Origin of the sequence: Rhodococcus sp. 077-4, assembly GCF_047782425.1 — a bacterium.
Classification (GTDB): Bacteria; Actinomycetota; Actinomycetes; order Mycobacteriales; family Mycobacteriaceae; genus Rhodococcoides.
On the sequence record NZ_JAJPWC010000004.1, the window covers coordinates 1 to 13117 of the forward strand.

10 protein-coding genes and 1 pseudogene are annotated in these 13117 nt (G+C 65.0%); 7 read left to right on the forward strand and 4 right to left on the reverse strand.

The window, feature by feature from the left end:
- Positions 1 to 170 (forward strand): annotated as a pseudogene (locus ACNEOT_RS20375) (lipoyl synthase); the annotation flags it as partial.
- Positions 171 to 232: 62 nt separating this feature from the next.
- Positions 233 to 988 carry a DUF4191 domain-containing protein gene (locus ACNEOT_RS20380; protein ID WP_415976390.1) on the forward strand — a complete coding sequence of 252 codons (756 nt, stop codon included), beginning with the start codon at positions 233 to 235 and terminating at the stop codon, positions 986 to 988.
- A gap of 41 nt (positions 989 to 1029) precedes the next feature.
- Here the strand turns inward: ACNEOT_RS20380 and ACNEOT_RS20385 are convergent, their stop codons facing one another.
- The gene (locus ACNEOT_RS20385) at positions 1030 to 1494 is read right to left on the reverse strand and encodes an RDD family protein (RefSeq protein WP_415976391.1); all 465 of its coding nucleotides are present in this window, start codon (positions 1492 to 1494) and stop codon (positions 1030 to 1032) included.
- A gap of 169 nt (positions 1495 to 1663) precedes the next feature.
- On the opposite strand from ACNEOT_RS20385, the gene glnA (ACNEOT_RS20390) reads away from it, so the two are divergent.
- The 5 genes from glnA (ACNEOT_RS20390) (at position 1664) to ACNEOT_RS20410 (ending at position 6881) form a co-directional block, all read left to right on the forward strand.
- Positions 1664 to 3100, forward strand: coding sequence for a type I glutamate--ammonia ligase (glnA, locus tag ACNEOT_RS20390; protein WP_027497406.1), 1437 nt, complete (start codon positions 1664 to 1666; stop codon positions 3098 to 3100).
- A 176-nt stretch (positions 3101 to 3276) separates the two neighbouring features.
- Complete coding sequence (locus ACNEOT_RS20395; protein WP_415976393.1) at positions 3277 to 3927, forward strand: ABC transporter permease; 651 nt, start codon at positions 3277 to 3279, stop codon at positions 3925 to 3927.
- Complete coding sequence (locus tag ACNEOT_RS20400; RefSeq protein ID WP_415976394.1) at positions 3920 to 5116, forward strand: ABC transporter ATP-binding protein; 1197 nt, start codon at positions 3920 to 3922, stop codon at positions 5114 to 5116. The genes ACNEOT_RS20395 and ACNEOT_RS20400 overlap by 8 nt, the downstream gene beginning before the upstream one ends.
- Complete coding sequence (locus ACNEOT_RS20405) at positions 5113 to 5898, forward strand: ABC transporter permease (RefSeq protein ID WP_415976395.1); 786 nt, start codon at positions 5113 to 5115, stop codon at positions 5896 to 5898. Before ACNEOT_RS20400 ends, ACNEOT_RS20405 begins: the two co-directional genes overlap by 4 nt.
- On the forward strand, positions 5898 to 6881 hold the full coding sequence (locus ACNEOT_RS20410; protein WP_415976396.1) for a glycine betaine ABC transporter substrate-binding protein: 984 nt from the start codon (positions 5898 to 5900) through the stop codon (positions 6879 to 6881). Before ACNEOT_RS20405 ends, ACNEOT_RS20410 begins: the two co-directional genes overlap by 1 nt.
- On the opposite strand, the gene ACNEOT_RS20415 is transcribed toward ACNEOT_RS20410, so the two are convergent.
- The 3 genes from ACNEOT_RS20415 to ACNEOT_RS20425 form a co-directional block, all read right to left on the reverse strand.
- Positions 6878 to 9925: a bifunctional [glutamine synthetase] adenylyltransferase/[glutamine synthetase]-adenylyl-L-tyrosine phosphorylase gene (locus ACNEOT_RS20415; RefSeq protein WP_415976397.1), complete on the reverse strand. Its 3048-nt coding sequence runs from the start codon at positions 9923 to 9925 to the stop codon at positions 6878 to 6880. The genes ACNEOT_RS20410 and ACNEOT_RS20415 overlap by 4 nt on opposite strands.
- Before the next feature lie 127 nt (positions 9926 to 10052).
- On the reverse strand, positions 10053 to 11393 hold the full coding sequence (gene glnA, locus ACNEOT_RS20420) for a type I glutamate--ammonia ligase (RefSeq protein WP_094679073.1): 1341 nt from the start codon (positions 11391 to 11393) through the stop codon (positions 10053 to 10055).
- A gap of 102 nt (positions 11394 to 11495) precedes the next feature.
- The gene (locus ACNEOT_RS20425; protein ID WP_415976399.1) at positions 11496 to 13058 is read right to left on the reverse strand and encodes an alpha/beta hydrolase; all 1563 of its coding nucleotides are present in this window, start codon (positions 13056 to 13058) and stop codon (positions 11496 to 11498) included.
- Between the last annotated feature and the right edge of the window lie 59 nt (positions 13059 to 13117).

Sequence of the window (13117 nt, forward strand, 5' to 3'; positions counted from 1 at the left end):
GCGTGTTGGCCGGCCCGTTGGTCCGCTCGTCCTACCGCGCCGGACGCCTGTACGCGCAGGCCATGGCGCATCACGGCCGCGAGTTGCCCGAGAGCATGAGTCACCTGACCGACGGTGGCGAGGCCTCGCAGGAGGCCAGTTCGTTGATGGCGCGTCTGGCAGCTCGCTGACCCTCGTTTCCCAACCCGGCGCGGTGCGAGTGAGCGCCGGCACAGGACGTATCCTGTGAGCTATGGCGAACGGCAGTAAGGCTGGCAAAGCAGCAAAGCCCAGCAAGGAAGCAAAAGCGGCTGCCAAGGCAGCACGCAAGCAGGCATCGAAGGAACGGCGCAGTCAGCTCTGGCAGGCGTTTCAGATGCAGCGCAAGGACGACAAGGTTCTCCTTCCGCTGATGATCGGGGCGGTTGTCGGGCTGGGGCTCGTCGGCTTCCTCATCGGTCTGGTGTTCGACTTCCAGTGGTTCTTGCTCCCTATCGGACTGCTCCTCGGTGTCCTGGTTGCGTTCATCATCTTCGGTCGTCGAGTGCAGAAGTCGGTGTACAAGAAGGCCGACGGCCAAGCCGGGGCGGCCGCGTGGGCCTTGGACAACCTGCAGGGTTCGTGGCGGGTCACCAACGCGATTGCCGGTACCACTCACCTCGACGCAGTGCACCGTGTCATCGGTAAGCCCGGTGTCATTCTCGTGGCCGAAGGTGCGCCGCAGCGCGTGAAGGCTCTGCTGGCGCAGGAGAAGAAGAAGACCGCCCGCCTGGTGGGCGACACACCGATCTACGACGTCATCGTCGGAAACGGAGAGAACCAGATCCCGCTCTCCGGTCTGCAGAAGTACCTGTCCAAGTTGCCCAAGAACATCGACGGCAAGCGTATGGACACCATCGAGTCGCGTCTCGCCGCTCTCGGTACCAAGGGTGGCCCGGCCATGCCGAAGGGACCCATCCCCGGCGGAGCCAAGATGAAGGGTGTTCAGCGCACCATGAAGCGCCGCTGATCAGCCGCAGTTCTCGATCGACAGCCCTGGTGTGCGACCCGTCAGCGGGTCCGCAGCAGGGCTGTTCCTGTTGCGCGGTCGTGCATTCCGCGCCCGTCCATATCGGTGATGACGGCCGGGACGACGAACAGCAGGATCAACTGCCGTACCAGCGCACGGACGAAACCGACTCGCGCGGGCGCGTCGATTCGCCCGACCTGAATACCGACGACGAACTGCCCTGGTGTGAACGAGAACAGCGAGACAGACGCAAGGCCGACGACGAACCACACCGCCAGCACAATCGACGAGATCAGGCCACTGGTGGTGTATCCGCCGAGGATCAACGACGCCACGCCGGTGGCCATCGTCCAGTCCAGCAGTAGCGCGAGGATTCTGCGTCCTGCCCCGGCCAGAGCGCCGACGCCCTGTCGGGGTAAGCCCAGTTCCTCACCGCGGAAGTTCTGTGGCTGCCGTGGGTTCGCAGCCGCCGGTCCGGACAACCAGGACCCTGTCATTCGTGCCATGATTCCCAGGATAGGCGCGGCCCGGCACACGGAAAAACGCGCGGACGTACTGTTGTTCGTGCCAACCGTGAGCCAGGACGCGTAACACGGGCGAAACACGGGCTTGACGGGCGGGCAACACCGAGTCCATACCGTCAGCTCGACGGACTCTCAACTAAGGAGCAAAAGCGTGGCGTTTTCCACGGCCCAAGAGGTCATCAAGTTCATCGCAGATGAAGGAATCGAATACGTCGACATCCGATTCACGGATCTGCCGGGTGCACAGCAGCACTTCTCCATTGCTGCCAAGGCGTTCACGGCGGACACCCTGGAAGACGGCCTCGCGTTCGACGGTTCGTCCGTCCGCGGCTTCCAGTCGATCCACGAGTCCGACATGATTCTGCTGCCGGACTACGCCACTGCTCAGATCGACCCGTTCCGCAACGCGAAGACCCTCAACATGGACTTCTTCGTCCATGACCCGTTCACGCGTGAGGCGTACAGCCGCGACCCGCGCAACGTTGCGCGCAAGGCCGAGGAGTACTTGGCCAGCACCGGCATCGCCGACACCGCGTTCTTCGGTGCCGAGGCCGAGTTCTACATCTTCGATTCCGTGCGCTTCGACTCGCAGGCCAACGGCGCGTTCTACGAGCTCGACTCGTCCTCGGGCTGGTGGAACACCGGAGCCGAGACCGAGGCCGACGGTGGACCGAACCTCGGCTACAAGGTCCGCTACAAGGGTGGCTACTTCCCCGTCGCACCGTACGACCACTACGTCGACCTGCGTGACGAGATCTCGACCAACCTCCAGAACGCGGGCTTCGAGCTCGAGCGTGCGCACCACGAGGTCGGCACCGGTGGTCAGCAGGAGATCAACTACAAGTTCAACACGCTGCTCCGCGCGGCCGACGATCTGCAGCTCTTCAAGTACATCGTCAAGAACACCGCATGGAAGAACGGCAAGTCGGCGACGTTCATGCCGAAGCCCCTGTTCGGAGACAACGGCTCGGGCATGCACGTGCACCAGTCGCTGTGGAAGGACGGCAAGCCCCTCTTCCACGACGAGGCCGGATACGCCGGACTGTCGGATCTCGCCCGCCACTACATCGGCGGCATCCTGCACCACGCGCCGTCGCTGTTGGCATTCACCAACCCGACGATCAACTCGTACCACCGTTTGGTGCCGGGCTACGAAGCCCCCATCAACTTGGTCTACAGCCAGCGCAACCGCTCCGCCGCGGTTCGTATCCCGATCACCGGCAACAACCCGAAGGCCAAGCGTCTCGAGTTCCGTGCGCCGGACTCCTCGGGCAACCCGTACCTGAACTTCGCCGCTCAGATGATGGCGGGCCTGGACGGAATCAAGAACAAGATCGAGCCGATGGCACCGGTCGACAAGGACCTCTACGAGTTGCCGCCCGAGGAAGCCAAGAACATCCCCCAGGCGCCGACGTCACTCAACGCGGTCATCGACCGGCTCGAGGCCGATCACGACTACCTCACCGAGGGTGGCGTGTTCACCACCGACCTGATCGAGACCTGGATCTCGCTCAAGCGCGAACAGGAGATCGCTCCGGTCAACCTGCGGCCGCACCCGTACGAGTTCTCGCTGTACTACGACGTGTGATCGTCTGATTTCACACTGAAAACGCCCGGCCGGTACCCATCGGCCGGGCGTTTTCGTGTTGGCAGGGCTGCACCGTTGCAACCCTCGACTGCCGATCTGTTCACTCATTGTTTGAAGGTCCGTCAACGGGGTACAAGAAGGAATCCGCGCACGGCCGACCAGAGGACGACGACCATATGGATGCTCTGTGGGACTTCATCGTCGGGCGACGAAGGCAGTTGGCGATCGATTCGTATCTCCACGTCTCGGCGGTCGTGCAGTGCGTCATCATCGCCACTGTCATCGGGGTTGCAGTCGGGATTCTGGTCTATCGCAGCCCCGCGGGCTCCGCAGTCGCGACCGCACTCGCCAGCACGGTTCTGACCATCCCCTCGTTCGCACTGCTCGGTGTGCTCATCCCGATCATGGGACTGGGCGTCAAACCGACGGTGACGGCGCTGGTTCTGTATTCGCTGCTTCCCATCATTCGCAACACCGTCGTCGGCCTCGCTGCGGTCGACCCGGCCGTGGCCGATGCCGCTCGCGGAATCGGTATGAGTCGCACACTCGTGTTGCGGCGCATCGAGATTCCCCTCGCCTGGCCGTCGATTCTGACCGGCATGCGCATCAGCACGCAGATGGCCATGGGCATTCTCGCCATCGCCGCGTACGCCAAAGGGCCTGGCCTGGGCAACCTACTGTTCTCCGGGCTCGCTCGCGTCGGAAGCCCCACTGCCCTACCGCAGGCCCTCACCGGCACTGTCCTGATCGTCCTGCTGGCGTTGATCCTGGACGGGATCTACGTGTTGATCGGCAAACTGACCACCTCGAGGGGTATCCGTGAGTGACTCGACCCGTACATCCAATGTTTCCGGCGCGGAGATCGTGCTCGAGAACGTCACCAAGAGCTACCCGGGGCAGAAGCTCGCCGCCGTGGACAACGTGTCCATGACCATTCCCGCCGGCGAAGTCGTGGTTCTCGTCGGACCGTCGGGTTGCGGCAAGACGACGACGATGCGCATGATCAACCGGCTCATCGAGCCGACGTCGGGGCGCATCACCATCGGCGGCAAAGACGCGCTCTCCATCGACCCCAACGAGCTGCGCCGAACCATCGGCTATTCCATTCAGCAGGCCGGGCTGTTCCCGCACATGACGATTGCGCAGAACGTCGGCATGGTGCCGGGACTCATCGGCTGGAACAAGAAGCGCATCGAAGATCGCACGGACGAGATGCTAGATCTCGTCGGCCTCGATCCGGCGGTGTACCGCGAGCGGTATCCACGTCAGCTCTCCGGTGGCCAGCAGCAGCGTGTCGGCGTCGCCCGCGCTCTCGCCGCCGATCCCCCGGTGCTGTTGATGGACGAGCCCTTCGGCGCAGTCGATCCGATCACCCGCGGACTGTTGCAGGACGAGTTGATGCGGCTGCAGGCCGAACTGGGCAAGACCATCGTGTTCGTGACCCATGACTTCGACGAGGCCGTCAAACTCGGCGACCGCATCGCTGTTCTCGGCAACCAGTCGACCATCCTGCAGTACGACACTCCCGAGGCGGTACTCGCGAACCCCGCGGACGACACCGTGGCCGGGTTCGTCGGGGCCGGGGCTGCGTTGAAGCAGTTGACGTTGATGCGGGTACGCGACATCGAACTGTCCGACGTCCCGGTCTTCGGGGAGGACGATTCGGTGGAATCGATGAACACTGCTCTCGGATCCGATCCCGAGGCGTGGGGAATCATTCTCGACGTGCGCAAGCGTCCGCTTCGGTGGACGGATCGGCGTCACCTCGCGGGGGTCGGGAGCCTGCGCGATGTGGGCGTGCCGATGGGCGAGATGGTCTCGACGCAATCCACGCTGCAGGACGCGCTGGAGGCGCTGTTGTCCGAGGGCAATGCGACAGCCACCGTGACCGGTAACCGCGGCGAGTACGTCGGCACCGTGACGATCGACGTACTCATCGACACCATCAAATCCTTGCGGTCCCAACACGCGAACGACCACGACGAGCCGCGCGCCGATGTCGGGACACCCTCGTGACGACGCTTGCCGATACCGGCGACGACACCAAGGATGCCGCGCGCACCGCCAAGCGGGCCGAGCGGCTGCGGCTGCTCATTCAACCTGTGGTCGTGCTCGTCATCGTGGCCGCGCTGCTGGTGTACACCTTCAGCCGCGATCTCACCGCCACTCAAGCAGGCACACTCAACGCAAGCAGCATCATCACTGCCCTTCGCGAGCACATCGCGATCACGTTCGTCGTGACGGCCCTCGTCCTCGTCATCGCGGTACCGCTCGGGATACTCCTGACGCGGCCCAGGTACCGGAAGTTGGCTCCACTGTTCGTCGGGATCGCCAACATCGGCCAGGCCGCGCCCGCGGTCGGCTTGTTGGTTCTGCTGTTCCTGGCCACCGGGTGGACGGGATTCACCGCGGGCGTTCTGCCCATCGCGTTCTATTCACTGTTGCCGGTCCTGCGGAACACCATGTTGGGTTTCCAGACTGTCGACCCGAACTACATCGACGCGGCACGCGGGCAGGGAATGTCGAACATGGGCATCCTGCGACGCATCGAGTTTCCGTTGGCGGTCCCGTTCATCCTCGCCGGTCTGCGTACCTCGCTCGTGTTGGCAGTGGGAACGGCAACGCTGAGTTTCCTCGTCGGCGCAGGCGGACTCGGCGTGCTCATCGATACCGGCTACAAGCTCAACCAACCGATCATCCTCGTGGTGGGAGCGGTCCTCGCGGTCGCGCTCGCACTCCTGGTCGACTGGCTGGGCGCTCTCGCCGAGGCGTTCCTCGGACCGAAAGGACTCCGCTGATGCGGCGCACCACTCGACGACTCACGGCCCTGTGCGCCGTCGCGATGTTCGGACTGACCGGGTGTGGATTGCAGTCGGGCAGCGCCATGCCGCTGTCCGTCGAACCCGGCAGCATCACGGCCCGTCCGGAGTTGGCCGGTGCCGAATTCACCGTCGGCTCCAAGGACTTCACCGAACAGATCGTGCTCGGCTACATCCTGGGGTTCGCGCTGGACGCTGCCGGTGCCGACGTGCGAGACCTCACCAACATTGCCGGGTCGCAGAGCGTGCGGCTGGCGATGCAGAGCGGTCAGGTGGACCTTGCCTACGAGTACACCGGCACAGGTTGGATCAACTACCTGGGCAACGAAACCCCCATTCCCGACGCCACCGAGCAGTTCGAGGCGGTGCGCGACGCAGACAAGGCCAATGGCATCGACTGGGTCAATCCCGCCCCGATGGACAACACGTATGCGTTGGCGATGAACCAGCAGGTGGCGCAGGAGACCGGGGTGCGAACGCTGTCCGACTACGCGGCCTTGGTCGCGCGAGATCCCGCTGCCGCGTCCTTGTGCGTCGAGACCGAGTTCAACAGTCGCCAGGACGGGCTGCCCGGGCTTGCGGCCACCTACGGGTTCGACGCGAGCACGCTCCCGGTGCAGATTCTGCAGACCGGTGTCATCTATCAAGCCACTGCCGAGGGCTCACCGTGCCGGTTCGGTGAGGTGTTCACCACCGACGGCCGTATCAAGGGTCTCGATCTGACTGTCGTCGAGGATGACAAGGCCTTCTTCCCCCGCTACAACGCGACGGTCGTCATCCGCCAGGATGTGGCCGATCGGTATCCGGAGATTGCCGAACTGACCGCACCGATTTCGGCTGCACTGACCAACGAGGCCATTTCCGAGTTGAACAAGCAGGTCGACATCGACGGCCGTGAACCAGCCGAGGTCGCACGCGACTGGATGGTTCAGCAGGGCTTCGTCACCGCGGGCAGCGACTAGAGTCCGCCGAACGTCCTCTCCACCACTGCCTTTGCCCGACGCGTCACACGCAGGTAGTTGTCGAGGAACGCGCCGGCGTCGCCGTTCTCCCAGCCCGCCACCTGGGCGACTGCGGAGAGGACGGCACCCGGTGCCGGGAGTTGGTCGGTCGGCTTTCCGCGAACCAACACCAGCGCGTTTCGTGCTTTCGTCGCCAGGATCCACGCTTCCCGAAGCAGTTCGACGTCGGTCTCGCTCATGAGCTCGGCCGCGCCGATGGCGTCGAGTGACTGCAGTGTCGAGGTGTTGTGCAGGGTCAGAACCTTGTGGGCGTGCCTGAGCTGAATGAGCTGAACCGTCCACTCGATGTCGGCCAGTCCCCCGCGTCCGAGCTTGGTGTGGGTGGCGGGGTCAGCGCCCTTGGGCAGGCGCTCGGAGTCGATGCGTGCCTTGATGCGTCGAATCTCGCGGACTGCGTCGGCCGACACTCCGCCCTCGGGGTAGCGAACCTTGTCGGCCATCAGCAGGAATCGGATGCCGAGATCTTGGTCGCCGGCCACCTGGTGAGCGCGCAACAGAGCCTGCACTTCCCATGCCTGGGCCCACTGCGAGTAGTACGCGGCGTACGAGGCCAGGGTGCGCACCACCGGTCCGTTGCGGCCCTCGGGCCGTAGGCCGGTGTCGACTTCGAGCGGCGGGTCGGTGCTGGGCGCTCCGAGCAACTTACGGATGCGGTCGGCAATTGTATTGGCCCACTTGACTGCAACGGTCTCGTCGATGCCCTCGACTGGTTCGCAGACGAACAGTACGTCCGCGTCGCTGCCGTAGCCGAGTTCGCCGCCGCCGAGGCGCCCCATGCCGATGACGGCCAAGGTTGCCGGTGCCGGTTCACCGCGCTCGATCTCGCTGGCCCGAATGGCAGCGGCCAGGGCGGCGTTAATGACGGCAGCCCAGACCGACGACAGCGCACGGCACACCTGCGGCACATCGAGCATGCCGAGGATGTCGGCGGAGGCGACCCGTGCCAGCTCGTGCCGCCGCAGCGCCCTGGCCGCGTTGATCGCCCGTACCGGGTCCTCGTAGCGGGCGGAGGAAGACAGGATGGCGCGATAGGTCTCTTCGGGCTCGACGTCGAGCAGTCGTGGGCCGGTAGGTCCGTCGGCGAACAGCCGAATGACCTCGGGGGCCTTGATCAACAGATCAGGCACGTACGCCGACGAGCCGAGCACGATCATCAGCCGCTGCGCCACCGCACCTTCGTCGCGCAGCACGCGCAGGAACCATGTCTGCTCCCCCGCGGACTCCGACAGTCTGCGGTAGTTGAGCAGTCCGGCATCCGGGTCGGGGGTGTCGGCCAGCCATTCGAGCAGCGTCGGCAGCAACACCGCCTGAATCTGACCGCGGCGAGTTCCGGAACCGACGAGCGCACGTAGATGGCCGAGCGCGTTCTGCGGGGTCTTGTAGCCGAGCGCGGCGAGCTGACGCGTCGCGGCGTCGGGGGTCAGACGCACTGTCTCGGAGTCGAACTTGACCACCGAGTCGAGGAGCGGCCGGTAGAAGAGCTTGGCGTGTAACCGCCTGATGCGCTGCGCGTTTCGCTTGATTTCGGCGTTGAGCACACCGAGAGCGTCGCGATTGCCGTCCGGTCGCATGTGCGCAGACCGGGCCAGCCACCGCAACGCTTCCTCGTCGTCCTGAGGAGGCAGAGTGTGCGTGCGTCGCATCCGCTGCATCTGCAGGCGGTGCTCGATCAGCCGGAGAAACTCGTAGGACGCCGTGAGGTTCGCGGCGTCGTCGCGGCCCACGTACCCACCCTCGGTGAGTGCGGTCAGTGCGTCGGTCGTACCGAGCACGCGCAACGACTCGTCGGTTCGGCCGTGCACCAGCTGCAGAAGCTGAACGGCGAACTCGACGTCTCGCAGGCTTCCGCGTCCGAGCTTGATCTCGCGTTCGCGGAGCTCGGGCGGCACCATCTCCTCGACCCGACGCCGCATCGCCCGAACCTCGGGCACGAAGTCCTCGCGCTGGCTGGCCAACCACACCATCGGGTTGACCGCGTCGACGTAATCGTTGCCGAGCGCGATGTCACCGGTCATCGGCCGTGCTTTGAGCAGCGCCTGGAATTCCCAGGTCTTGGCCCAGCGCTTGTAGTACGCCACGTGCGAATCCAGGGTGCGAACCAGTTCGCCGCGTTTGCCCTCGGGACGCAGGGCCGCGTCGACCTCGAAGAACGCCGAGGATCCGATGCGCATCATCTCGCCGGCGATGCGGCTTGCCTGGGCATCGGCGGGTTCGGCGACGAATATCACGTCGACGTCGGATACGTAATTGAGTTCTCGCGCACCGCATTTGCCCATCGCGACGACGGCAAGGCGCGTCGGGCACGGGGCGTCCGGGCACACGGTGGCCACTGCAACGGCAAGAGCTGCGGTGAGCGCGGCGTCGGCCATGTCGGACAGTTGCGACCCAACCACCGTGTACGGCAGGACGGGTTCGTTCTCGACCGTTGCGGCGAGGTCGTACGCAGCCAGCACCATGATCTGGTCGCGATACTTCTTGCGCAGCGCGATCACTGCGGGAGGTCCGGTGACGGACGCGCGGTACAGATCCGGTGCTGCGTTGGGTCCGGTCTCGGGCTCGGCCCCCACCGCGTCGAGCAGTTCCGCTACCAGGGCGGCTTTCGTGGGGAGCACGATCTTCGACGAGACTCCGCTGCTCTGGCCTTCCTTGGTGAGCAACAGACGCCACGTGGTGTCGTCGGCTACCAGGTGATCAGCGAGAGCACTCGATGCGCCCACGAGGCCGAGGACTCGCCCGCGGAATCCCTTGTCGGTGCGCAGCGCCGTGTCGAATTCCGACCACCCGGAACCGAGCAGTTCGTACATTCGCACCAGGGTGCGCAGCGCGAGATCCGCGTTGGGCGCGCGAGAGAGCGACCACAGCAACTCGAGGCTGTCTTCGTTCGTCCAGCCGAGGGTGCGCAGGTCGGACGGCGCATTTTCTTCGACGAGGCCGAGACGGCCAGGTCCGGGAACGACGGATCTGGAGGTCGGAGGACGCACCATCTAGAATCCACCTCGGCGTGCCACAGTTTTACCCCGTCGTCAGTAATGCGACACGAGGGTGCCCGCGCCGGCATCGGAACTACCATTCACGATCGACTAGAACGTAGCTCATGACGACGCCGTGCTGTTAAAGACCCAGGTAGGCCTTCAGCTCGTACGGCGTGACGTGGCTGCGGTATTCCTCCCACTCGCGACGCTTGTTGCGGAGGAAGAAGTCGAAGACGTGCTCGCCCAGTGCTTCTGCGACCAGCTCCGAACCTTCCATCGCGTTCAGAGCCTGATCGAGATTGCCCGGCAGCTCCTTGTAGCCCATGGCACGACGCTCGGCCGAGGTCAGTGCCCACACGTCTTCCTCGGCCTCGGGCGGAAGGGTGTAGCCCTTCTCGATTCCGCGAAGACCGGCCGCGAGCAGCACCGCGAAGGCGAGGTACGGGTTGCAGGCCGAATCGGGGCTGCGGATCTCGACGCGGCGTGAGGACGCCTTGTTCGGGGTGTACATCGGCACCCGGATCAGTGCCGAGCGGTTCGCCGGACCCCAGGACGCCGCGGTCGGCGCTTCGCCGCCGCGCACGAGTCGCTTGTAGGAGTTGACCCACTGGTTGGTCACAGCGCTGATCTCGTTGGCGTGCTCGAGGATCCCGGCGATGAACGACTTGCCGGTCTCCGAGAGCTGCATCGGATCGTCCGGGTTGTGGAAGGCATTGGTGTCGCCCTCGAAGAGGCTCATGTGGGTGTGCATCGCCGAGCCGGCCTGATCGCTGAACGGCTTGGGCATGAACGTCGCGCGCACGCCCTCTTCGATCGCAACTTCCTTGACCACGTAGCGGAACGTCATGATGTTGTCGGCCATCGACAGCGCGTCGGCGTAGCGGAGGTCGATCTCCTGCTGACCCGGTGCTGCCTCGTGGTGGCTGAACTCGACCGAGATGCCCATGGACTCGAGTGCGTCGATGGCGTGCCTACGGAAGTTCGGGGCCGAGTCGTGGACGGCCTGGTCGAAGTATCCGCCGTTGTCTGCCGGGGTCGGCGGTGAGCCGTCCTGTGGGGCGTCCTTGAGCAGGAAGAACTCGATCTCGGGATGCACGTAGCAGCTGAATCCCAGGTCTGCGGCCTTGCTCAGCTGGCGACGCAGCACGTGGCGGGAGTCGGCCCAGGACGGCGAGCCGTCGGGCATGGCGATGTCGCAGAACATGCGTGCGGAGTGCTGGTGACCCTTGCTGGTGGACCACGGAAGGATCTGGAAGGTCGACGGATCGGGCTTGGCCACCGTGTCCGCCTCGGACACTCGGGCGAATCCTTCGATGGCGCTGCCGTCGAAACCGATTCCCTCGTCGAATGCACCTTCGAGTTCGGCCGGCGCGATGGCCACCGACTTCAGGTACCCGAGCACGTCGGTGAACCAGAGGCGGACGAAACGAATGTCGCGCTCTTCGAGGGTCCGGAGCACGAATTCCTTTTGACGATCCATGAACGCGAGAGTAAGCAAACGGAGTTAAATCTGTGTTACATCGTGAATTCGGTCTCACTTCGTGAAACTCTCTGCGCACTTCTCACCCGGTGAGGTAGGGCGTCAGCAGACCAGCCCAGGACCCGGTGCCTTCAAATCGACGAGGTAACTCACCAGAGGATCGTCGACACACTCGACTCCGGAGAATGCCACCGTGTGCTGGGTTCCCTCGTACGTCACCAGATCTCCGCGCAGCTGGGCCGCCAACTCCACACCCGCTTGGTAGGGCGTGGCCGGGTCGTTGGTCGTCGAGACCACCACCAGCGTCGGCAGTCCTTCTACATCGACGATGTGCGGATCGCCGGTATTGGGTACCGGCCAGAAGGCGCACAGATCCAACGGTGCGTTGCCGGTCGCCCGGCCGTCGTCCAGGTACTGAGCGGCGGCGCGGAACCGGGCATCGGCCTCGTCGGCCGCGGCGCGATCGGTGGTCGGCGGGCCGTCGACGCAGCGAACGGCGTTGAAGGCGTCGTCGATGTTGGTGTAACTGCCGTCCTCGAGCCGCCCGGAGTACGTGTCTGCGAGCCGCAGCAGTGTGTCTCCCCGCCCATCGCGCAATTCGCTCAGTCCTGCCCGCAGCAGACGCCACAGCTGTTGTGAGTACAGCGCCTGCTGGGCCCCGGTGATCGCGTCGTCGTAGCTCAGACCCCGCGGATCGGTCGTCTCGGCGGGCCGGTCGATCAGCGGGTCCACCAGCGACCGGAACTGCGCGACGGCCTGTGCGGGATCTGTTCCGAGCGGGCAGGTATCGGTCTGAGCGCAGTCGGCGGCGAACTGATCGAATGCCGTCTGGAACGCCGCCCCCTGGGCGACGGCCTCGTCGACGGGTGACTGGTCGGGATCGAGCGCACCGTCGAGCACCATGGCCCGGACGTTCGACGGGAATTCCTCGGCGTAGGCGGTGCCGATCCGCGTGCCGTAGGAGTAGCCGATGTAGGTCAGCTTCTCGTCGCCGAGGACCGCACGAATGACGTCCATGTCGCGAACCACTTCCCGGGTACCGACGTGTTCGAGCACATCCGCCCCGGTGCGTTCGACGCAGTTCGCGGCGTACTCCCGGTGTTCGGCCTCGGTCGCCGCAATACCCTCCGGGCTGACGTCGACATCGGGTTCACGGCGTTCCTGGTCCACCTCGTCGGTCGTCAGGCATCGCACCTGCGGCTCGGACGCGCCGATTCCGCGTGGATCGAAGCCGATGCGATCGAACCGATCGGCGATGGCGGTGCCGTCGGCCTGCTCGGCGAGATACAGCCCCGAGGAGCCGGGCCCGCCGGGGTTCATCAGTATCGATCCGATCTTTTCGCCCGTCGCTTCCGTCCTCGAGATGGCCACCTCGATGGTTGTGCCGGCGGGATGGGCGTAGTCGAGCGGCACCGTCACCATCGCGCACTCGACGGAGCTACCCAGTTCGCTGCCGTCGGTGTTGTATCGGTCGCAGGACTCCCACTGCAGGGTCTGGTCGTAGAACTCCTCCAGCCCCGCGGGGATCGGACCGGCGACCGATGCCGAGCTTTCTGGCGCAGCGGAGTTCTCGGGTGTTGCTGCCGGCTCGGAGCCGGAGCAACCGACGGCCAGCACGGCGACCGTGGACAGCGCCACGACCGTGCTCCTGGTGCGCGTTCTCATGGTTCGATCGTGCCAGGTATTTCGAGCGCTCTGCCCTCGCTGCCCGGCGGGGACGGCAC

Excerpts from the sequence above, each read along its gene's own strand:
- ACNEOT_RS20380 (WP_415976390.1), top strand. The coding sequence starts at position 233 with ATGGCGAACGGCAGTAAGGCTGGCAAAGCAGCAAAGCCCAGCAAGGAA.
- ACNEOT_RS20415 (WP_415976397.1), bottom strand. The coding sequence starts at position 9,925 with ATGGTGCGTCCTCCGACCTCCAGATCCGTCGTTCCCGGACCTGGCCGT.
- ACNEOT_RS20395 (WP_415976393.1), top strand. The coding sequence starts at position 3,277 with ATGGATGCTCTGTGGGACTTCATCGTCGGGCGACGAAGGCAGTTGGCG.
- ACNEOT_RS20385 (WP_415976391.1), bottom strand. The coding sequence starts at position 1,494 with ATGGCACGAATGACAGGGTCCTGGTTGTCCGGACCGGCGGCTGCGAAC.
- ACNEOT_RS20410 (WP_415976396.1), top strand. The coding sequence starts at position 5,898 with ATGCGGCGCACCACTCGACGACTCACGGCCCTGTGCGCCGTCGCGATG.
- ACNEOT_RS20425 (WP_415976399.1), bottom strand. The coding sequence starts at position 13,058 with ATGAGAACGCGCACCAGGAGCACGGTCGTGGCGCTGTCCACGGTCGCC.
- glnA (WP_094679073.1), bottom strand. The coding sequence starts at position 11,393 with ATGGATCGTCAAAAGGAATTCGTGCTCCGGACCCTCGAAGAGCGCGAC.